At 68.8% G+C, this 22247-nt stretch carries 16 protein-coding genes; 12 read left to right on the top strand and 4 right to left on the bottom strand.

The features are described from left to right. Positions 1-312 precede the first annotated feature (312 nt). From ACIBF5_RS27280 to ACIBF5_RS27245, 8 genes are all read left to right on the top strand, one after another. Positions 313-1647, top strand: coding sequence for a condensation domain-containing protein (locus ACIBF5_RS27280; protein ID WP_396815735.1), 1335 nt, complete (start codon positions 313-315; stop codon positions 1645-1647). Next, on the top strand, positions 1644-2606 hold the full coding sequence (locus ACIBF5_RS27275) for an ABC transporter ATP-binding protein (protein WP_396815734.1): 963 nt from the start codon (positions 1644-1646) through the stop codon (positions 2604-2606). Before ACIBF5_RS27280 ends, ACIBF5_RS27275 begins: the two co-directional genes overlap by 4 nt. Positions 2607-2633: 27 nt before the next feature. Next, positions 2634-3416 (top strand): ABC transporter permease, encoded by a 783-nt coding sequence (locus ACIBF5_RS27270; RefSeq protein WP_396815733.1) that lies wholly within the window; start codon positions 2634-2636, stop codon positions 3414-3416. Between the two features lie 15 nt (positions 3417-3431). Next, a complete protein-coding gene (locus ACIBF5_RS27265) occupies positions 3432-4235 on the top strand; it encodes an ABC transporter permease (RefSeq protein WP_396815732.1) in 804 nt (267 codons plus the stop codon). Between the two features lie 8 nt (positions 4236-4243). Then, entirely contained in the window at positions 4244-5074 is an 831-nt protein-coding gene (locus ACIBF5_RS27260; protein WP_396815731.1) for a siderophore-interacting protein, read from the top strand. Positions 5075-5374: 300 nt separating this feature from the next. Next, on the top strand, positions 5375-6580 hold the full coding sequence (locus tag ACIBF5_RS27255; RefSeq protein ID WP_396815730.1) for a 3-deoxy-7-phosphoheptulonate synthase: 1206 nt from the start codon (positions 5375-5377) through the stop codon (positions 6578-6580). A gap of 556 nt (positions 6581-7136) precedes the next feature. Continuing rightward, entirely contained in the window at positions 7137-8582 is a 1446-nt protein-coding gene (locus tag ACIBF5_RS27250) for an MFS transporter (protein WP_396815729.1), read from the top strand. A 435-nt stretch (positions 8583-9017) separates the two neighbouring features. Then, on the top strand, positions 9018-9455 hold the full coding sequence (locus tag ACIBF5_RS27245; RefSeq protein ID WP_396815728.1) for a DUF2690 domain-containing protein: 438 nt from the start codon (positions 9018-9020) through the stop codon (positions 9453-9455). Between the two features lie 159 nt (positions 9456-9614). Here the strand turns inward: ACIBF5_RS27245 and ACIBF5_RS27240 are convergent, their stop codons facing one another. Next, the gene (locus ACIBF5_RS27240; RefSeq protein WP_396815727.1) at positions 9615-11279 is read right to left on the bottom strand and encodes a hypothetical protein; all 1665 of its coding nucleotides are present in this window, start codon (positions 11277-11279) and stop codon (positions 9615-9617) included. A 139-nt stretch (positions 11280-11418) separates the two neighbouring features. Here ACIBF5_RS27240 and ACIBF5_RS27235 point away from each other — a divergent pair, with 139 nt between their 5' ends. The 3 genes from ACIBF5_RS27235 to ACIBF5_RS27225 all read left to right on the top strand — a co-directional run bounded on the left by ACIBF5_RS27235 (position 11419) and on the right by ACIBF5_RS27225 (position 15712). Next, positions 11419-13596, top strand: a complete 2178-nt coding sequence (locus ACIBF5_RS27235; RefSeq protein WP_396815726.1) for a glycoside hydrolase domain-containing protein — start codon at positions 11419-11421, stop codon at positions 13594-13596. 6 nt (positions 13597-13602) lie between these two features. After that, complete coding sequence (locus ACIBF5_RS27230; RefSeq protein WP_396815725.1) at positions 13603-14268, top strand: hypothetical protein; 666 nt, start codon at positions 13603-13605, stop codon at positions 14266-14268. A 1189-nt stretch (positions 14269-15457) separates the two neighbouring features. After that, positions 15458-15712, top strand: coding sequence for a hypothetical protein (locus ACIBF5_RS27225; protein ID WP_396815724.1), 255 nt, complete (start codon positions 15458-15460; stop codon positions 15710-15712). Between the two features lie 109 nt (positions 15713-15821). On the opposite strand, the gene ACIBF5_RS27220 is transcribed toward ACIBF5_RS27225, so the two are convergent. Then, positions 15822-17156 carry a GNAT family N-acetyltransferase gene (locus ACIBF5_RS27220; RefSeq protein ID WP_396815723.1) on the bottom strand — a complete coding sequence of 445 codons (1335 nt, stop codon included), beginning with the start codon at positions 17154-17156 and terminating at the stop codon, positions 15822-15824. Between the two features lie 80 nt (positions 17157-17236). Continuing rightward, on the bottom strand, positions 17237-18613 hold the full coding sequence (locus tag ACIBF5_RS27215; RefSeq protein WP_396815722.1) for an MFS transporter: 1377 nt from the start codon (positions 18611-18613) through the stop codon (positions 17237-17239). 105 nt (positions 18614-18718) lie between these two features. On the opposite strand from ACIBF5_RS27215, the gene ACIBF5_RS27210 reads away from it, so the two are divergent. Further along, positions 18719-19318 carry a TetR/AcrR family transcriptional regulator gene (locus ACIBF5_RS27210; protein ID WP_396815721.1) on the top strand — a complete coding sequence of 200 codons (600 nt, stop codon included), beginning with the start codon at positions 18719-18721 and terminating at the stop codon, positions 19316-19318. Between the two features lie 255 nt (positions 19319-19573). Here ACIBF5_RS27210 and ACIBF5_RS27205 read toward each other — a convergent pair whose 3' ends face one another. Continuing rightward, a complete protein-coding gene (locus ACIBF5_RS27205) occupies positions 19574-22174 on the bottom strand; it encodes a carboxypeptidase regulatory-like domain-containing protein (RefSeq protein ID WP_396815720.1) in 2601 nt (866 codons plus the stop codon). Between the last annotated feature and the right edge of the window lie 73 nt (positions 22175-22247).

Below are 22247 nucleotides of genomic sequence, written 5' to 3'. Positions count from 1 at the left end.
AGGGATGGCTCGACGGCGCGATGGAGCCCGTGGACAGGGACGTGACGTCGTCCCCAGCTCGTCGTAACCACAACATTCCCCCGTGATCAGTTCAAGCAGCGACGGATCCGCTGGATCCTGACTGCGACCCGAAGGTACAGAACGTGATGGTGCCCCGCAAGGGCTGTGCAGCAACATGAAATTTTTCGACTATTGACAGGCAGGCAGCGACTGCTATCGTTTCGACGAACACGGGGAGGCACTGTGCGACCACAGTCGCAAATCAGCTTGACTTTTGGCTGTCACTCTGATATAGACACTCCATTAGGGCGGGTGGCTCAGGCTACCTGGGCCCAGATCGCGTTCTGGGACGTGCTGCGTTGGCTACCGCAGCCAGATGCGCTCAACCAGACGCTGTGGACTTCGGCTCCACCGGCCACGACCGTCGACCGAATGGTCGAGTCCCTGCGTGCGCTGGTCGAACGCCACGAAGCTCTGCGTACGTTGTTCGCGATGCGCGACGGGGCCCTGACCCAGCAGGTCGTCGACGCCGGCACCCTGACGGCGCAACTGTTCGAGATCGAGGGAACCGACGTCGAGGCGTACGCCGTAGCCGTCGCCCAGCACGTGCGGCGCGGTGCGTTCGCCTCCGACGTCGACCTTCCGATCCGACTGGCCGCCGTAACGCAAGCCGGTCAGGTGTCGGCCGTGGTGCTCGTGGTGAACCACCTGGCCGCCGACGGGTGGAGCCTCGCCATCGTGAAAGAGGATCTCCGGCGACTGCTACACGGTGAGACGCTGCCCGAACGTGCCGACCAACCGCTGGATCGCGCTGCCTACGAGGCGTCCGAGGCCGGCCAGCGTCGGGAGAAACGCACCCTGGACTTCTGGCGTCGCACCATGTCGACCGTATCGCCGACCATGCTCGTCGCGACCGACACCGCAGCCGGTGCGCCACGGGACTGGGCGCGGATCGAGTCGACCGCGCTGGCAGGCGCCGCCCGTCGCCTCGCCCCGGCCACCGGCGGCAATCCGGTCACGGTCGTACTCGCCGGCATCGCCCTCCTGCTGGCAACACGCGTGCAGGAGTCGGAGGCCACGCTGCGGGTGATCGTCAGTACCCGGTTCCGGCCGCAGGAGCGCGAGTTCGTCGGGGCGTTCAATCAGAACGGCCTCTTCCACATCGGCCTCGGGGCGATGACAGTCCGCGAATACCTGCAGCAGTCGTCGATCGCGGCGCTCGCGGCGTACCGCAATTGTGAAGGCCACCAGGAACGCATCGAACAGCTCTGCGCGGACATCGCGGCCGATCGGGGCTTCGTCCCACGTGGGTACTGCTTCTTCAACGACGTACGGTTCACCGCCCCGAAGCGGGGCGAGGACAACGTCCCCGACGACCTCCGTGCGGCGCTCTCCGAAACCCGGCTCCTGCAGCTCGAGGACCGTGGGAGCCAGCGTGGCGCGAAGTTCTTCGTCTTCCTGGGCGAGCTCAGCGGGATCTGCACGTTGACGCTGGCGCTGGACCCGGCGTTCGCGCAGGCAGGCACGGCACTCGGCTTCCTGGGAGACCTCGAACAGCTCCTGGTGACGGCAGCCGAGCGTCCGGACGATCCGATCACCCCACTCACCCGGCTCATCGTCACCCATGACGGAGGTGTACGCCCATGACTGCGCCCATGGTCCGCGCTGCCGGACTGAGGAAGACCTACGAACCCAAACGCGGCAACAGCTTCACCGCCGTCGCCGGTATCGACTTCGAGCTGTACCGCGGTGAGTGCTTCGGCTTCCTCGGGCCGAACGGAGCCGGCAAATCGACGACGATGCGCATGATCAGCTGCGTGTCGACGCCGACTGGCGGCCGGCTGGAGGTTCTCGGGCTGGACCCGGTGACCCAGGGCCAGCAGATCCGATCCCGCATCGGGGTCGTCCCGCAGGACGACGCGCTCGACCTGGAGCTCTCAGTAGCGGAGAACATTCTTCTCTACGGACGGTACTTCGGCCTGCCCAAGGCGACCATTCGCGAACGGACCACCCAGCTACTACAGTTCGCGCAGCTCACCGAGAAGGCCAGCGCCCGCGTCGACGCCCTCTCGGGTGGGATGCGGCGACGCCTCACGATCGCGCGCTCGCTGGTGAACTCGCCCGAGTTGGTGCTCCTCGACGAGCCCACGACCGGTCTCGACCCGCAGGCGCGGCACGTGTTGTGGGAACGCCTCTTCCGACTCAAGCAGGACGGCGTCACCCTCATCCTCACCACGCACTACATGGACGAGGCGGAGCAACTCTGCGATCGCCTGGTGGTGATGGACAAGGGACTGATCGTGGCCTGTGGGACGCCACTCGAACTCATCCAGTCGCACGCCGCCCGTGAAGTGCTCGAACTGCGATTCGGATTCGACGACATGCCCGCCGCCGCGAAGGTCCTCGCCGATGACCCGGCGCTCGGCCGGCTTCCCGGTCACCGGGTCGAGACGCTACCGGACCGCATCCTGGTCTACGCCGACCAGGGTGAGGACGCGCTACGAGAGGTGCACCGCCTCGGGCTGACCCCGATCACCGCTCTGATCCGCCGTTCGTCGCTGGAGGACGTGTTCCTCGCCCTGACCGGACGCACCCTCGTCGACTAGTCGACACATCGTCGAAAGGACGATCCGGTGGCCCTGGCCTCACCACTACCCCTTCGCGAGTTCACCTACTGGATGATGCACTACCGCCGTACCTGGCGCAGCAGCATCGTCATCAGCATCGCGAACCCCCTGCTCTTCTTCACCGGTGTCGGTATCGGACTCGGCCGGCTCATCGACCAAAGCTCCAGCGCGGGACTCCACGGCGTCAGCTACCTGGCCTTTCTGGCGCCCGGGCTACTGGCTGCCGCGGCGATGCAGACAGCCTCACTGGAGTCCGCGACCCAGTCACAGATGTCGCTCTACTCGCGCCGAAACTACCGCGCCGCCGCCCACACCCCGCTCAGCCCGGCGAACATCCTGCACGGCCACCTGCTCTTCGTGGCCTTCCGGATCACGACCAGCGCGTCGGCGGTCCTGCTCGCCATGCTGTGCTTCGGGGTGGCGAAATCGCCACTGGCCCTGCTCAGCATTCCGGCCGCGTTGCTGACCGGGTTGGCCTTCGCGACCCCGCTGATGGCACTCGGCGTGACCATCCGACGTCGAGAGACCTTCTTCACCATCTACCGGTTCGTCATCATGCCGCTGTACCTGTTCTCGGGCACCTTCGTCGCCGTCGACCAGCTACCGGCGGCCATCAGACCGGTCATCTACCCGCTGCCGCTGTGGCACGGTGTTGAAGTGTGCCGGGCAGTCGTCCTCGAAACGCCGGACTGGTCCGGTATCGCCGGACACCTGGCCTACCTGACCGCTCTCGCCGCCGCCGGGCTGGCCGTCGCCCGGGCCGCGTACGCCCGCAAACTCCACTACTGATCAAGGGGACCGCGCGTGACCACGTTCGCAACCGCCGTCCCACCGGGCCGGGCGGCCGCCCTCGGCAACGGGCACCTCGTCCTGCTGCGCAACCTCATGGTCCATCGGCACAGTTGGACGATTCTCGCCTTCGGTGTCGTGGAACCCATCCTCTACCTGGTTTCGATCGGGGCAGGCGTGGGACAGATGATCGGACACGTCGACGGACTCGGCGACACGGTCACCTTCCCGCAGTACATTGCCCCGGCGCTGCTCGCCGTCGCCGCCATGAACGGTGCGATGAACGCCACCACCCAGGGCGTCTTCACCCGGCTGCGGTACGAACAGACCTACCACGCCATGCTCACAACGCCGATCACCGCGCGTGGCATCGCGCTCGGTGAAGCCGCCTGGGCCGTTCTGCGTGGCACGATCGAGGCGGCCGGCTTCCTCGGCATCATGCTCGTCTGTGGGCTGATCCGATCGCCGTGGGCGGTGCTCGCGTTGCCTGGAGCCGTTCTGATCGCCTTCGCCTTCGCCTGCGCCGGGCTGCTGGTGGCGACACTCATGCGCGACTGGCCGGACAACCAGATCGTCCAGCTTGTCATGCTCCCGATGTTCCTCTTCGCCACCACCTTCTATCCACTGACCGTGTACCCGCAGCCCATCCAATACCTGATCAACGCGCTACCGCTCTATCACAGCATTCAGATAATCCGTGAACCGGTGCTGGGCACGATCGGCGCCGATCTCACGGGCTCCGCGGCGTACCTCGTCGTGATGGGTGCGATCTGTCTGTGGGCCGGCACCCGCCGACTCGAACGCCAACTAGCCCGGTGAGTGATGACATGACCGAGATTCCACCTGCACCGCCTCGTCGCCGGCGGTCGCCGCCGAAACCGGCGTCGATCGTCGCGGTACACCCCCTCACGACACGCATGGTCTGCGTCGAACTGGGCGGCCCCGGTCTCACCGGGTTCGAGTCGCTCGTCCCCGCACAGCATGTCAAGATCTTCCTTCCCCAACCCGGGCAGACGGCCCCGAGCCCGGTGACGTGGACGCCGACCGGGCCCCGGGTTCCGGAGGGACAGCCGTGGCCCATCGTCCGCACCTATACGCCCAGGCGGTGGAATTCGCGGCACGAGGTGCTGGAGATCGAGATGCTGATCCACCCCGGCTTGGGCCCTGCCGCGCAATGGGCGCAGCGGGCGGCCGTCGGTGACGCCGTCGCCATCGGTTCCCCCGGCGGTGGCTACCGGCTACCCGCCGACGCCTCGTCGCTCATCCTGGCGGTCGACGAGACGGCCCTGCCCGCCGCCGCGACGATTCTGGAAAACCTCCCGACCGGCCTAGCGGTCCAGGTCCTCGCCGAAGTCGGCGCCGCCGACGACGAGGTACCCCTCCCGGTCACGCCGCTGACGACTGTCCGGTGGCTCGCCCGAGGGGACCGGCCAGCCGGGGATGTCCTCACCACAGCGGTCCGGGGTCTGGCGGTGGACGAGCGCACGGCGGCCTTCGTGGCCGGCGAGGCGACCGCCGTCCGCTCCATCCGCAAACACCTGCTGGACGAGGCGGGCCTGATCCGCGACCGGGTCGTCACCCGTGGCTACTGGAAACAGGGGACCGTGGACCACCCGGATCACGACTACGGCGAGGAAGACGTCGCCACCCGGCCCTGACCGGGCCGTTTTTCCGAAATCTCGGAAGGAAACCAGAAAAGGACGTGATCGGGTACACCCGCGGGCTGCTCACCGCCGGCGACGTCGTTCCGATCCTCGAACATGGCAATGGTGAACATGGCGGGTGGGCCACCCCCGACATCGCCGAGCCTCAGCTTCACGGACGCCTACTGACCGCCAGTTCAGGTACGACTACTCGACCTGCCTGTACCGCCTTCGCGGCTCGAAGAGCCGGTAGGCGTGGCAGGGCTTCGTGTTCGCCCATGGCACCACGTTCCCGCAGAATCTGGAGTTCAAGCCGTGACGACATCGACAGCCAGCGGCATAGCGCCCACGACATACGAGGACTGGCGGCCGGTCGACCTCTACGACCTGCCGGCCGAGCAGCAGCCACGATGGTCTGACCAGGTCAACCGCGCCAACGCCGTCGAGGAGCTGACCCGGTCGGCGGCGCTGGTCACCCTGCCCGAGGTGAGACTGCTTCGCGAGAAGTTGGCCGACGCCGGGGCAGGTAGGGCATTCGTCCTCCAGGCCGGTGACTGCGCGGAGAGCTTTGCCGACAGCCCGGCCGACGCGCTGACCAAGGCGGACGTTCTCACGGCCCTGGCCAAGCGGCTGTCCCGCGCGGTGGGGCGGAGTGTGGTGCCGGTGGCCCGGATCGCCGGGCAATTCGCCAAACCGCGCTCGGCGCCGTTCGAGACAGCCGGGGCGCTGCGGCTGCCGGCCTTCCGTGGCCACATCATCAACGACGAACGTCCGACGCCGCACGCCCGGCGGCACGACGCGACCAGAATGGTCGACGCCTACCAGCACGCTTCGGCGACGATGGCCGCGCTGCGGGCGGCACGCTGGATCGGACGAGTCTGGACCAGTCACGAGGCTCTGGTCCTGGACTACGAGGTCCCGCTGACCCGTCGCGTCGATGACGATTGGCTGCTGACCTCGACCCACCTACCGTGGATCGGCGCCCGTACCAACCAGCTCGACCATGCCCATGTCGCTCTCGCCGCCCAGGTCGTCAACCCAGTGGGCTGCAAGGTGACCGCGTCGACGAGCCCGGAAACCATGCTTGACCTCTGTGAACGACTGAATCCGCAGCGACTGGCAGGCCGCCTCGTGCTGATCAGCCGAATGGGCTCCGGTCACGTCCGCCGTGCACTGCCGCCGCTGCTGCGGGCTGTCGCGCGGGCCGGACACCAGGTGACCTGGCTGTGTGACCCGATGCACGGCAACACGGTCACCACCGGTCAGGGCCTCAAGACCCGCCGGTTGGACGATGTGGTTGACGAGATCAACGGCTTCCTGTGGGCGCACGAGCAGGCCGGCACCATCGCCGGCGGCATCCACCTGGAACTTGCCGGACGCGAGGTCACCGAGTGTCTCGGTCTCCCGGGTCCCACCGACGAAGGGGAACTGCCGGTGGCGTACACCTCGCTCTGCGACCCCCGGTTGAGTCCTGCCCAGGCTGAGGCCGTCGTCGACCGGGTTGGTTGGTCTGCGGGGTGACGACGACCGGGTCCCGTCGGTCAGCACTGTCGCTGTCGACCGGGTGCACCGGCAGGACGGACACCGGCCTGCGCCGGATCGCGGCCCCGGGCCCGACCTCTGGGGCGTCGAGCGGTCCTGGTGGGCCGATGACCTGTGCGACCGGATCGGAACCGCACCGTACCTGACCGCGTTCCGCGCAGGGTTCCGGGTGTGGCCCGTCGCGCGGCACGAGCGGCGGCCGGACGGCTGCCCGGCCCCGCACGGCGACTACCCGGGGTCGTACGCTGGCAGCGCTCGATTTCGTCGTAATCCCACCTGTACGACCCTTTCGCCGGGTAGCTTCGGTAGGACGATCGGTGCTCCAGCACGGATCACTGAACGCGGCCTCCATCCTTCACCGAGTTGGGCGATCCTTCGCCCTGACCCGTGGACCGTTGGCGAACCATGCCCCGCGCCCGCGACCTGCGGTGGAGCACAACCGGCTCGGGTCCGTCGGCGAGGCCGCCGGGATGACGAGGCTGACGGAATGACGTGGAAAGGACCGCTGGCCCACAACTACCCCGCAGTGGCGGCGATGGTCGTCGCCGCGCTGGTTCCGTACCTGGTGGTCTCGGTGGCGCTGGATCCGCTCGCGCCGATCATCGCCCGGGAGCTCGACATGAGCACGGCGCAGACGAACCTGGCCGTGGGCCTGGCCAACGCCGGCTATGCGCTGGGCACCGTGCTGTCGGTGCAGGCCGCCCAGCACCTGCCCCAGCGCCGGATGATGCTCCTCTACACCGCCTTCCTCGTGGTCGGCTCGGTGTTCGCGGCGTCAGCGACCGAACCGGTGCTGTTCATCGTCGGGCACGTGCTCCAGGGCCTGTGCACCAGTCTCCTGTTGATCGCCGCCGTACCTCCACTGGTCACCGGGTTCCCGCCGTCGAGGCTCACCCCGACGGCAGTGATCTTGAACCTGTCGATTTTCGGGGGCGTCGCGTTGGGCCCGCTGATCGCCGGGGTCCAAGTTCAGGCAGACAGTTGGCGGCCGTTGTTCTGGGTGATCGCGGCGATCGCCATCGTGGCGCTGCTACTGTCGCTGCTGACCTTCCAGGACGTGCCGCCGGCAGATCCCACGGCCACACGTTCCCCGGTCGCCGTCGTACTGGCCACTGCCGGCTGTGTGGCGGCGTTCTACGGAGCCTCACAGTTCCTGCCTGGTCGATCTCTCGACGCCAACACGCTGGCACCGCTGGCCGGAGGCTTGGCACTGATCGTCATCCTGCTGATCCAGCAGTACCGCGCCAAACGCCCGCTACTGATCTTGCGTCCCCTCACGACCACGCTGCCGGCGGTGGGGATAGTCGTGGCCATGTCTGCGGCGGCAACCTCCGTGGCCGCGGTCGCGTTGACCGGCGTCGTGCTTCGGAATCGGTACTCGCCCCTCGAACTGGGGCTGCTCTACCTGCCTGAGTTCGGCGGGGCGGTGATCGCGGCGATCGTGTTCGCGAAGCTGTTCACCACCCGGGCGCTGCACTACTTTGCGCTGGTGGGCATGCTTTCGCTCGTCTCGGGTATCGCGCTCGTCGCCGCCAGCGTCCCACCCGGCACCACCCGTACGCTGATCGCCACGGGACTGATCGGCGTCGGTGTCGGCGCCTCGGTCACCCCGGCGCTGTTCATCGCCGGCTTCTCGCTGCGCAACAACGCTCTTCAGCGGGTCTTCGCGATCGTCGAGCTGCTACGAGCGGTGGCCGCGTTCATGATCGCGCCAATCCTGCTCTACGTCGCCGCAACCGTCGGCGACACTCCCGCGGAAGGCGCCCGCGTGGCGCTCTGGATCTGCCTCGGCGTGTCGGCTGGCGGAACACTGCTCGCGATCCTGCTCTATCCCCTGGGCGGTATACGCCCGCCATCCCCGGCGGTGCAACGCTGGTTCGGCGGTGAAGCAGCGTGGGACTCCCCACCGCTGCTCGCAGCGATCCGCCGCGGCTCCGCCGGGCGCGAGCCGCCGCGTGCCGGGACGGGTACGTCGGCATGACGCCACCGGCCAGCGCCCCTGCTCGTCGGTCGCTGGGAGGCCAGCACGATCGGCGTGGTGTCGCCCTGTGCCCCCGACGACGATGATCCGCCAGGCGGCCAACTCCTGATCGGGGACGAGTCAGGTGCCGGCCGAACGGCAGGGACACCCGAGGTCGCCGGAACCTCTGATCATGGTCTGCTCCTCCCGGAACAACGACCCGAGGTCGTCGCGCGGACGTTGGCATCGATGCCCCGGTACAGCGGTGCTCAGCCCTGCCTGGCGCATTTGTTGCAGCCATGACGACCAGTTGCAACGCGTGCGCCGACGACGCACCCGGGGCCGACCATGGGTCAGCACGCATTCCCGCGCCAGATCCGAGATCAAGACCCGTGGGTCGGACCGGCTGTGGGAGCGGGCAGCAGGAATTCGTCCGAGTTCGGAGGTGTCAGAGTCATGAAGAGATTCATCCAACGTTCGGCATTGGCGCTCGGTCTGCTCTTCGCGGTGGCCGGTGTCGACGCGGTGACCAATTCCGCGCAAGCCGCCACCTGTTGGGGAGATTATTGTTCTGGCCAGGACCCGCAGGCCGCCGGGTGCGGGACGGACGCCTACACGGTCGCGTCGGCGCGGATTCCCGGGACCTTTTCGTCGTACGTCGAGCTGAGGTGGTCGCCGTCCTGCAAGACGAACTGGGCGCGGGTGCCTGCCTCCTGGGGGCAGTCCTACCCGTGGCAGTTGCGCGCCTACCAGTGCGCCACCGGATACCACCAGACCGGCGTCTCGGACAGCAGCAGTGACTACTCGTGGACGCGCATGATCTATTCGCCGACCCTTGGCGTCAGCGCCCGCTGGACCGGTCAGCCCGGATCCACCGCGACGGCCTGCGCCTGACCCACTACTGGAGCCGACCGAGCTGGAATCGGCCGCCATCCGTTCCGGTGCGCCGGGGTGCCCTACGGCACCTCGGCGCACCAGCGCCATGTCGTCCCAACCCAGCACCGGTGCCCGTGGCAACGGGCGGGCCCGCATCGCGGCGAAGTCGAGGCCGGCCTACTGGTTGGCGCTCTCGTACACCGTCCCGGGCAGGTTGAGCCACCAGGCGGCCGCCGCGCGTACCTGCTCGGGCATCCGGTCGTCGGCGCGTAGCCGGCGCAGGATGACGAGATTGCGGGTCATGCCCAGGCCATAGGTCAGGCCGTTCAGCGCCGCCGCGTTCGTCGGTAGCCGCGTCCGCCCCCACAACTGGGCGTGATAGGCGATCGCCCGTCCCCAGAACCGGTCGTCGCTGTGCCCGCCCACGTGCCCGATCGCCTGTGCCGCCGCGACGGTGACCGGCGCCGGCATTCCGCTGGCGGTGACCAACCGCTCGATCACCGCCCGCTGCTCCGCTCCGCCGAGCAGCCGCAGCGCCTCGATCATGGCCGGCGCCACCGGGGTCGCGAGTACCGCCGTGCCGGCCAGTTCCGCGGAGAGCGCGGCGGCCAGGCGTTGCCGGTACGGTGTGCCGCTCACGGTGATGGCCGCGTACATCCGGACGTCGAACACCGGGCTGGCGAACATCTCGTCCAGCAGGACCGGCAGGATGTCGTCACGGAACGAAGGTATGTCGCGGGGCATCACGGCCACCATCGAGTTCCTGACCCGGTCGACCAGGTGCTGGCTCGCCTCCTCCTCCACCAGCCGACCCGCGCGAAGCACCGGGTGCAGGGCCGGATCGGCCGCCAGATGGCGCAGCCGCATCCGACTCGCCGCCGAGGCGCTCTCCGGCAGGCAGCGGAGTAGCTCGACCGCGAGCGGCTGGACGTCCTCGCGCCGAGTCGAATCGAAGGCCAACTCCTGGATGATTGTCACCAGCCGGGACATCTCCGCTTCGGCGAAGTGTCCGAAGCGGAGCTTCCGTACGCTCGCCAGCAGGGCGCCGAACTGGGCCCGATCGTTCGTCGGGTGAATCAGCTGGCGCAGCACGTGCCGGTTGGCGTCGGGATGGCCGCTCGCGTCGAGTGCACCCACCGTCTCCACGAAGACCTGACTTGTCCGGTCGGCCGCGAGGCTGGCACAGGCGGCGACGGCCGCGCGTTGCCCGACGGGGTGCGCCAGTAGGCGGCTCAGCGCCTCGTACCGCTGCATCCAGGCGAGCCCATCGGCCACGATGGTCTCGCTGAGCAGCCGCTCGGCGATGTCCGTCCAGGCTCGCCGTGGGCTGAGCACGATCTCCGGTGCGGCGGCCAGCCGTCGGGTGAGTTCGTCCCACTCCACTCCGGTCAGCACTGCCGTCGCCGAGCCGGCCATCTCCACGAGTTCGGTGAGCCGATCCGTCACCGCCGACCGCTCCGGGCCCCGGTTCAGCACCGGTGCCGCGTCGCCGCTGGAGGCCGCGTACCGGTAGATGGTGTCGATCGGTGCCACGAGCTGGTGCGAGCCCAGGGCCAGCAGTTCCTCGTACCGGCGGATGGCCAGGTACGGCACGCGTACCGCTGCGGTCTCCCAGCGGGAGATCTGGTAGAGGCTGGTGCGCTCGGGCCAGCATCCGCCCTGGAACGCCTGGGCGAAATCGGCCAACCGCAGCCACCGTTCGGTCGGCCCGTACAGCCGATTGACCCGCAGCAGCCACCCCACACGCTGCTGATGTAGCGGCACACCGGGACGTGCGGCCGGTCCGGCGCCGGCCCGGTACGGACGCCCCCGACGGCCGGAGGCGCTCCTCCCGACTCCCATGGGGCATTTATTGCACAGCAGGGGACCCTGTGCAACGGTCCCGCTACTAGGCGACATCGGGGGGATCCTGTCGGAACCCGTGGTGGAGATTTCCCTCTTCGTGGCGGGTCAGCACCTCTCACTCCCGGAACGAGGAGCCATGTCGGCCATCTTCCACTCACGGTCCAGTTGGGCCGAGTACGCGAGCCCGGACAAGCGACACCATGCCACCCAGCCTCCCCAGGCCAGCCTCAACGACTGGAACCCGATCGGGGGAGTCTTCGTCCACTACCGGGGCCCGTGGAATCCGTTCGGCCACGACTACGAGTCGGAGGAGTCCTGCCAGCGGGACATCGCCGACATCTACCACGAGCACACCGAGGACCCCGACAAGTACAACGGGGACATCGCCTACAACTTCCTGGTCTGTCCGCACGGTGAGATCTACGAGGGCCGTGGCTACGAGCGCGGTGAGGCGAACACCGCCGGCGAAATCGAGAGGAGCCCCGGCGAGTGGATCGGGCGTAACGCCGGCTTCTACTCCATCTGCGCGCTCATGCGGTCGAACCATGCCCCTACCGAGGCCATGCTGCGTGCCTACCGACGACTCATCGAGCACCTGCGGACCGAGGCGCCCAAGCGGGCCGGCACCATGATCTTTCCACACTCGTACCAGAGCGACATCGCCACCGAGTGCCCGGGAAACCTGACGATGTACGCCCTGCCGGGCTCGACGATCGACCCGAGCGTGCCCTGGAGCGGCTTCGCGGACATCCACGTCTACGCGGCCCAGCGCTGGGTGAACGCCACCTACCGCAGTGCCCCGGGCTACCTGCCGTGCCCGGAGAGCGGGCGTACCGGCTGGTCCACGGTGCTGTCACTCACCCAGGGACTGCAACACGAACACGGCATCTCCCCAACGGTGCAGAACTTCGGCCCCGGGACCTTCGACGCCGTCCGACGCCGCGACAGAATGCCCCGGAACGAGCTGGACGCGAACCTGATCCGGATCTACAACGGCGCGTTGTGGAGCAAGGGCTACTGGACCTCCACGAACCAGGCCACGTGGACCGGCGACTCCGAACTGGCCCTGGCCCAGCTCTATCGCGACGCCGGCCTGTCGTACACGGACGAAGTGAACCGGCACCGGATGTGGCCGCACGTCGCGCGGGCGCTGCTGCGGATGGACCAGTTCCAGCTCGTGCCCGGCGGCGACCCCGAGGTCCGGCGCATCCAGCAACGGTTGAACTCGCGCTACGTCGCTGACGTGGGCGTTCCCGCGATGGGTCTGGTGCCCTGCGACGGCATCTACTCCCGGGATGTCCAGCAGGGACTCATGATGGCCATCCAGTACGAGATCGGCATCGACCCGCACTCGATCAACGGCTACTTCGGCCCCGGGACGCAGGCCGGGCTGCGCGGCACGGGTTCCGGTCAGCTCACCGGCGAGCTCCGCTACCTGTTCCGCTCGGCCTGCTACTTCAACTCCCCCACCATGTTGCCGGGACCGCCCCCGGCGCCGCTGGGCTACCGCCCGGAGGACATCGGTACCGACACCGCGACCAGCACCCACGTGGCGTGGGTACGCGCCTTCCAACGGTTCGCCCAACTCCCGGTCACCGGCACCAACGACTATCCGACCTGGGCCCAACTCCTCGTGTCCTGTGGTGACACCAGCCGGCCGGCAACCGGCTGTGACTGCATCACCCAGATCACTGCCAGCCGGGCCGCGCAGCTTCGGACCGCCGGTTACCAGATCGTCGGGCGCTACCTCGACGAACACCTTCCGCCAGACGACGAGGACTTCCTCAACAAGGCGCTCAAGCCCGGCGAACCGCAGACCATCCTCGACGCCGGGCTGCGACTCTTCCCGATCTTCCAGTGGAACGGCACGCAGTTGCCCAACTTCACCTACCCCAAGGGGTACGACCAGGGCACGGTCGCGCACCGGAAGGCCGTCGAGCACCGTATCCCCGTCGGCACGTGCATCTACTTCGCCGTCGACTACGACGCGCTGGACGTCGACATCGACAGCAACATCAATCCCTATTTCCGTGGCGTACGGGACGGGCTCGCCGCACTCGGCAACCGGTACAGCTTCGGTGTCTACGGCTCTCGCCACGTGTGCAGCCGCGTCTCCCGCGAAATCGGCGCCCGCTGGTCACTGGTCTCCGGGATGTCCTGGGGCTACTCCGGCAACCTCGGCTTCGCGCTGCCAGAGAACTGGTCCCTGAACCAGATCAGAGAGTACGAGTTCCAGCCGGGCTGGGGACTGGACCACGACGTCTGGCGCCAGGACGGCGACCCCGGTGTCTCCGTCCTCGACGGCGCTGAGTGAGGAGCAATGATCATCACGAGACGTGGCCTGCTCGGTGCCGCCGCCGGCACCGGTGTCCTGATCTTCGTCCCCGGCGTCGCCGCCCAGGCCAGCGGCACGAACGGGGGACGGTGGACCGGTCCCCGGTCGGCCAACGGCTGGCTCATCGACCCGGACGCCATCACCACGTACCAGGTCGCGGGATCGACCGCCACGGTGGCGCTGCGACCGGGTCCCACCGCCGCGGTGCTGCTGCACGTAGCGCGCCGCTGGCACTACGAAATCGCCGCCCTCGACAGCGGCGAGGGCGGCGGGATAGCCGGCCACACCGCTCGTCGCGCCGTACGGGCGGACTACGAGTCCAACCAGTTGTCCGGCACCGCCGTCGCGCTACACCCCACCGCGTACCCGGTGGGCGGCAGCGAGCGGATGTGGCCGTGGCACGAGGCGATCGTGCGGGACATCCTCCTCGACTGCGCTGGCACAGTGGTCTGGGGTAGTGACCTGACGCCCGCGCAAGTCTCACATTTCCACGTTGTCGCCCGGCCTGGCGACCCTGCTCTGGCGCGGGTCGCCGCCCGGCTGGGCAGGAGCACCCAGACGGAGTTCCGATCCCAGACCGCTGGCCGGGTCGCCGACCCGTCGACGCCCACACGGCGCGGAGAGGCGCAGCGGCTACCCCGCCCGCGCTGACCCTGGCCGCGCATCGCCGTCGCGCAGGGGCATAACTGGTCGTCACTGAGGTGGCCGCTGCCCTGTTGTTCATACAGAGCCACCGGGATCACGGGGAAGGGCGGCACTGTGACGGTCACCGTCGATGACCTACGGATGAGTTACGCCGTGTCGCGCGGTACCCGGACGGTGCACCGATGACGCGTGTGTTCCGGACAGAGGTGCGGCGGGGTACCGCCCCGGCGGCGGCGCTGGTCATGTTCGGCGCCGGCATCTGGTTGCTGGCCGTCCACCCGGAGGACTGGAGCGGTCGCTGGGCCGGACTCACCTCCTATTTCCGGGTGACGCTGCTGGTCCTCTGCGCGCTCATGGTCGCGGCAGGTGCCTGGCGGGCCGGACGGGAACGGCGACTACACATGGACGAGCTGCTCGGCTCGACGGCCCGTCCGGCTTGGCAGCCACTGCTGGTGGCGTGGCTGGCGGTGTCGCTCGCCGGTACCGCCGGCTACCTCGTCACCGTCGCGGGGGCCGCAGTGCTTGTCGGACGGGTCGCCACGTACGCGGGCGGGCAGTGGTGGTGGACCCTGGCGGTGGGCATCCTCGCCCTGTGGACGGCCTCGGCGCTCGGGGTCCTCGTCGGACGCCACGTGACGCTACGAGTGGTCGCCCCGATCGCCGGCCTCGGTACCTACCTCGCGCTCGCCATCGTCATGTACTGGGACGACAGCGCCGCCGCGTGGCTGTCCCCCGTCTACGGAGGCTGGGGGGCGGAACGGTTGGTGCCCGAGGGCATCCACGCCCTACAAGCGGGATGGCTGGTCGCCCTGACCGCCACCATGCTCGCCCTCGCCGCGCGACTGCGCTGGGCGGCGCTGGTGTCCGGAGTGCTCGCCGTCGCCGTGGCGGTGCCGATCGTCACCGGACCCGACACCCGCTATCTCGAAGCCGATCCGCGAGCGGTCGAGTTGGTCTGTACCGAGGACGGACCGCAGGTCTGCGTTGCCCGAATCAACGCGTTCCTCCTCGACGACGTCGCGCCGGTCATCCAACCGTACCTACAGCGGTTAGAGGGCATCTCTGGTGCACCGACAAGGGCCGTCGACCACGCCGTACGCCGGTCGGAGTCGACGGCCGACCTCGACAAGGACACCCTCTGGTTGACGCTCAACAGCCAGTCAACGCCCACCGGCGATCTCGCCGAGCCGACCAGTTGCGCGACGAATTCGAACTGGTCATCCGGGTCAGGTGTGAGTGGGAAACGTCCCGCCCCGGACAGGAGGTTTATAAGGCGCAATACCTTGCCCGTGCCTGGTTGCTCGGCGAGGGCCCGTTCTCTTCCGACGTGCCGATCGACCGGCTCCGCGCACTGCCCGCCGACGATCAGCGGACCTGGTTCGCGGCGTACCTCGAAGCCGCCCGGATCTGCGACCAGCAACGCCTGGTCCGCCTGCTGGGCGAGCTGTGACCGGCCGGCGGCTCCTGCCGCACCTCCAAGCCGAAGCCGCCCCCACGTTCATGGCCGGCATCGGCGGCGTCGCCCAGACCGGCAGACCCGCCGCGCCCCTTCCGGCGGGTCAGTTGTGGGGCCAGACCCGGACCGGCACGTGGGGAAACGCTGTGGTGAGGAAGTGTTCGGTGGGGCGGTCGCGGAGGAGGCAGTCCGGCCAGGTGTCCAGTACTTCGGGCAGGGTGCGGTGGCCGAGTGTGAGCTGGAGCAGAGCACTGGGCGGGATCGCGGCGTGGGTCTCCGGATCGCTGGCCGGGCTGACAGCGCCGCGTACGGCCTTCACCGCCGTCAGCTCACCGTCGGTGAATTCCAGCCGGGCGGCCCGGCCGTACGTGTCGATGGTCAGCGTTGGCTCGTGCCATCGCAGGTCGGCTGCGTGCCAACGATGTCGCAGCAACGGCAGCAACCGGGCGAGCAGGTCGATCGGGCTGCCGGTACGGACGTACCACCCTCTGGGCCGTCTCATGACGCCGGGCGGGCCGAGCCGGGCCAGTGGGTGGTTCGGGTCGAGGATGGGGCGGACTGCGGCGAACGGGCCCTCTGCCGACGCCTCGTACTGCCGGCCGACGTGGTTCAGGTGTGCGTGCATGGCGGCAGCGGCCTGCGGCCAGTCAGACGGTCGTTTGCAGGCCGCCGCGACCACGATCAGTTCGCCGGCGGCGGAGAGCCGGGCACCGTGAACCAGATAGCCCCGCACGTCGGCACCGTGCACCAGGACGGCGACCACCCGCCGGGCGATATCCACCGGACGGCGCCCGGCGATCTCGTACCGCCACATCTCAGCGTCCCTCGGGCAGAACAGGGCACTCCCGTCAGCGAGGCGCCGGTCGATGTCGGCAAGGTCGTCCGCGTCGGAGACGGTCGCGGGGCAGACCGTCAGACCGCCAGAGGAGCCTCCCGACCAGTCCTGCCCAGTAGCCGACGGCGTGGCAGCGGGCACCGTTGCCGCGCCGTCGTTCGCCAGGGCATAGTCGTAACCGAGCCGCCGGTAGAAGTACGGGATTCCCTCGATGACCTGAACCGGCACACCGTCGGCCGCGTACCGCTGGTGCAGCGCGGCGAACAACCGTTCGGTGAGCCGGTTCCCACGGTGCTCCGGGGCGGTGCCGACCAGCTCGACCTGGGCCACCGGCAGTCGGACCCCGGCCAGGCTCCAGTCCTGCCGCAGCCCGACGAGGCTTGCCACCGGCTGGCCGGTGGTGGAGTCCTCGGCGACCAGGAAGTCGTCGGGCGTGACCGAGGGATGGCCGTCCAGCAGGTCTTCGACCCAGGCGGCGATGCCGGGGTGCGGTTGCCCGCCGGTCACCGTCTGAAGCTGGACCGATGCATGCAGGCCAGCGAGCTCGACAGCGTCGCGGGCTCGGCCCGACCGGATCATGTAGCGGTCGTTTTCCCTTGTCATACCTTGTCTCCTGGGTGGCATGGTGGCTACGGTCCTGAGCTGATCGTCGAGCCGTCGTCGGCAGGCTGCCTGTCGGCTGTCTACCTGGAGCGGGTAATCGGTGTGATGGCGAGCGCGACAATCGCAGCGACCACGGCGACGATCGCGCCGGTGGTGAATCCGCGGGTGAAGCCGTCGGTACCGATGCCGGCGATGCTGACGGCCGCGACGCTGGATGCGACGGCTGCGCCGAGTGACGCACCGAATTCGTGGGAGGTGCTGACGATTCCGGCGGCGAGGCCAGCTTCGTGCGCAGCCACCTGCCCCAGTGCGGTGGCGGAGGCGACGACGAACAGGGACCCGGTACCGGCAGCCGCGATCGTCATGCCGGCCACCATGTGTGCTGCCCCGTCCCACACGGCAGGGATGGCAAGGCCAGCGGCGGCAACGAGGAGCCCGGTCACCGCCAGGCTGCGGGGTCCGGTGCGGCCGATGACACGTCCGGCCGCATTGGCACCGAGCATGGTGGAGAGCGCGACGGGCAGGAAGAGCAGCCCGGTGGTCAGTGCGCCGTAGCCATGGTGCTCCTGTAGCGCGAATGTGCCGAGAAAGAACATCATGATCATGAGTGCGGTGGCGACAAGGATCAACAGGGTGCCGGTCGCCACGGGTCTGCGGGTCAGCAGCCGCAGGTTCATCAGCGGGCTTGCGGCCAGGCGTTGACGGGCCACGAACGCGGCGTACAGGACCGCCGATGTCACCAGCAGCACGGCGGTGGTCCAGGTGACCCAGCCATGATCTCCGGCCCTGATGAGCGTGTAGATCAGGGCGGCTGTCGCAACGGTAACCAGGGCCGCGCCGGGAACATCGACGGCAACCCCGGTCGCGGTCGCCGGCTGCGCCGGCAGGTACGAGCGGAGGGTGAACAGCAGCACGAGTCCGACCGGGACGTTGATGTAGAAGATCCATGTCCAGCCGGGTCCGGCGGTGAGGACCCCGCCGAGTAGGACGCCGAGCGCGGCGCCGCTGCCACCCAACGCGGACCAGATGCCGAGTGCCCGGTTGCGTTCGTCGCCGTCGAAAATCGTGACGATCAGCGACAGCGCCGCAGGGGACAGCATGGCGGCGGCTATGCCCTGCGCCGCCCGGCCGGACAGAAGCATTGGCCCGGAGGTGGCAAGTCCAGCGGTCAACGATGCCGCCGCGAACAGCAGCAGGCCCGCCAGGACGAGCCGGCGGGCTCCGAACAGGTCGGCGGCGCGTCCGCCGAGCAGCAGCAGTCCGCCGAAGGCGAGGGTGTAGCCGCTGACCACCCAGGTGAGGGTCTCCCGTCGCAGGTCGAGATCTGCGCCCATGTGCGGCAGAGCAATGGCCACGACGGTCACGTCGAGGATGAGCATGAGTTGTGCGACGCCGACCAGCCCCAGGATCCGCCAGCGTCGCGGATCAGGGCTGCTGGTCGAAGTGGTGACGGTCATGGACTCGGACACGGTCTTCGCCTCCGAACTAAGTCATACAATGCGTGTTCAACTTACGTCGGGTACCGTAACTTGTACACCAGTTGTTTGACTTAGGGGAGTTACATGGCTCACTCCGCTGCCAGGTCTGGACGCCGGGCGGACGCGCGACAGAACGCCGAAAAGATCGTGCAAGCGGCCGTCACCTGCCTCGGGCGCAACGCCGAGGCGAGCATGAACGACATTGCACACGAGGCAGGGGTCGGCAGGGTGACGCTGTACGGGCACTTCCCGTCCCGAGAAGCTCTGGTCGAAGCCGCGTTAGTCCGACTGTTGACCCAGGGGAACAAGGTCCTGGAGGCCGTCGACCTCACCGGTGATCCCCGCGACGGGCTGCGGGCACTCATGGAATCCGGCTGGCTGCTGATCGCCCAGGCGGCCTCGGTCCTCCAGGCCGCCCAGACGGCGCTGCCTTCCGGCCGCGTTCAGGAACTGCACGCCCAACCCGAGCAACGGGTTCATGACCTGATCCGCCGCGGCCAGGCCGAAGGCGTCTTCCGGGCCGACATTCCGGCCGACCTGCTGGCCAGCGTCCTGCACCACATCCTGCACGGCGCGGCCACCGACGTCGCGGCCGGACGACTCGATCCGACTGATACGCCACGTTTCGTCGCTGAGATGGCCTTGGCTGTCTGCGCGGTCCCGCCTGCCGCTCCTCAGCACTGACTCGACCTACAAAACTGTCGTTCCGGGAGAGCAGCCGAGGGGTTTCTACGCCGGTCACGCCCCACGCCCCGGACAGCGGTTCTCGGGGAAGGTCTGACGACAGCCGGGCGCTCGGTCACACCAGGCGACTTCGCTACGCGGTCGCTCGGACGTCCTGCTGTGCAATGCCGCATCCCTCCGGACTCCGCCCCGACGGGCAATGGTCCAGGGTGGAGGCGGGCCGGCGACTCGCGTCGCCGGCCTGTCCCCCACGGCTCAGCCGATGGTCAGGTCGAGCTGCTTGCGACCGTTCGCGGGCACCCACACCGGGTTGCCGTCGTACCCGCCGGTCGACTTGGTCACCGGGTCGGCCAGGTACCACTCCAGGTTGACCGGGCCGCCGCCGATCACCCGGAATTCGTAGGCGCCGCCCTGGCCGGACATGTCACCGACGGCGAGCAGGTCGCCACTGGTCACGCCGCGTGCCTTCAGCCGGCCGCCGCTCCAGGCGGTGTCGCCGGGTGTGACGGTGACCGTGCCGGTGACCTTCGTACCCGCCGAGAGCGCGGTGTCGTAGGTGCTGGTCGCGCCGCTGGTGACCGGCACCGTCTCGGCCTGGAACCGATTGCCGGTCGCGCCGGACCACTGCCGAGGCAAATCGGCGATCGGCGTGAAGAGCAGGGGCCACGCGTACGGCCCGAGGTTCCTGACCGTGTACCTGCCCTCTTTGTCCGTGCCCTCGGGGAAGAGTTCCGACCGGGGGATCTCGAAGGCCGTGACACCGACCTCGACGTGCTCCAACGGCTGACCGTCCGGATCGCGCACCACACCGGTGACCGACCCGGCCGGGTCCAACTGGATCGTGCCGAGTCGAGTGGTCTTGCCCGCCTTGATCTTGATCTTGGCGGCCTGCCTCTGGTCTCCGGTGCCGCCCTCCGGGGTGAACCACTGCGCCCCATTCGCGCTACCGTCCGGCGGCTTGACGAACAGTTGGTAGGTACCCGGCGCCAAGACGTTACTGGTGCCCATGCCCTGCTTGTTGGTGCAGGCGGATGCGCGCTCGCTGGTGCCACCCGTGCCCGGCAGCACGGCGTAGAAGCACACGCTCCCACCCGCCGTCGCCCCCGTCGCACGGTTGACCACTCGCGCGTTGAACCGGCCGCCGATCTCGACCGGGATGGTCAGCGTGGCCCGCCCGTCGGCCGGGATGGTCACCGGTACGTCCTTCTTGCCGAGGTAGTCGCCGCCGTCCAGCACGTTCAGCGTGACCAGGGTCGGGCCCGCAGCGAGTCCCGCCACGGTCACCGTCGAGCCCTGCGTGCAGAAGTCGGCGAACTTCGCGACCACCGCGACGCAGTAGTTGCTGACGGGAGCGCCGGTGGTGGCGTCCACCGCGGTGACGACGAGCGAGCCGCCCGTACGCCACGTCGAGTTCACCGACGCCGAACCGCCCGCCGCCACGGTCACCTCGCCGCCGTCCTGGGAGAGCTCACGGGACGAGTTGGTGAGCGTGATCCGGTACGACTCCGGGAACACGCCGGTCAACTGCCACTCGCCGTCCGTACCCGTCTGGACGGTGTGGCGCTGGTGCACGCCGTCGGCGATCACGTCGGCCTGCACGTAGAGCTCGGGCGCCGGCTCGCCGGTTGGCAGAGTCACCCGCCCCGAGAGCGTGGACCGCGCCGGGTGCGTCACCTCCAGCGTCCTGGTCCGTCCGGCCCGGACCTTGACCGGGACGGCGTTCTCCATCCGGAGCGTGCCCGGGGCGAAGTACTCGTCGTAGCTGAACAGGTAGTCGCCCGGCAGGAGGTCCTCGAAGGTGCGGGAGCCAACGTTGGTGCCGTTCGCGAACGCGACCTTCGTGCCGCCGTGCCAGAGGGCGAACGAGTACTGGTCAACCCCGCTGCCGCCGGTCCGCAGTTCGACGCGGAGCGCGCCGGTCGGCCGGAGCGAGTCGTTCACCTCGACGGACTGGCCGGCAGCGACCCGGAAGATCTTGCCCGCCGCTTCGTCGATCTTCCCGGGCACCCACTGGTGGACGTTGAGCTCGACCCGCCAGCGCCCGGCGGGCACGGTGAGCGAGAACCGGCCGTCCGCCCCGGTGCTGGTGTTGTAGTTGCCGTCGCCGTCGACCTCGTGTGCCACGACGCTGGTCCGGGCCGGGTTGCCCTCCGCATCGGTGATCAGTCCGGTCAGGGTGCCGGTCGGCAACAGGCTTTCATCCACGGTCAGCGTCTGGTTGCCGCGCAGGGTGAACCTCTTGGCGGCGGCTTGGCCGTGCTCCTGGTGTGCCCACACGCGGAACGGGAACTTCACGAACTGCAGGGTGACCTCGCCGGCCGGCACATGCGTGATGGAGTAGCGGCCGTCGGCGTCGGTCGTAGCGCCCGGCGCGAAGTAGAAGAACGGCCCGGCGTCGAGGTAGACCGACGCCTGCGCGACCGGGTTGCCAGCCTGGTCGGTGAGCCGGCCCTGGACCGTGCCGGTCGGGACCTGACGCTCGTCGACCACCGTGACCAGGCCCGGCACCACGGTGTAGCGCTGGGCCTCGTCCGCGTTCGGCTTGCCGGGGGCGTACTGCGAGATGGTGCCGTCCGAGAAATTGACCGTGACCGGGCCGGCCGGCACGTCGTCCATCTCGTAGCGCCCCTGCGCGTCGGTGTAGGCCGAACGCTGCCAGTGGTTATATGTCAGGCTGCTGGTGGAGACCGAGGCGCGGACGATCGGGTTGCCGGATCGGTCGGTAAATACTCCCCGGACCGTGCCGGTCTGCGGCTCGAGCGGCCCGGAGATCTGGGCGGCCGACGCCTGTGGGGCCGGGACGACGAGGATCAGACCGACGGCCAAGAGGCCGGCGGACAAGAGTCTTTTGAGCATGGGTGTCAAACTCCACTAGGTGTGGGTCCACTGAGGACGCGAGCCTATGCGGGGACCGGGTCTGCCGGGAGGG

Origin of the sequence: Micromonospora sp. NPDC050417, assembly GCF_044458865.1 — a bacterium.
GTDB lineage: Bacteria > Actinomycetota > Actinomycetes > Mycobacteriales > Micromonosporaceae > Micromonospora_G.
Note: the sequence above shows the minus strand (reverse complement) of the source record. Positions and strands in the feature narration are given on the sequence as shown.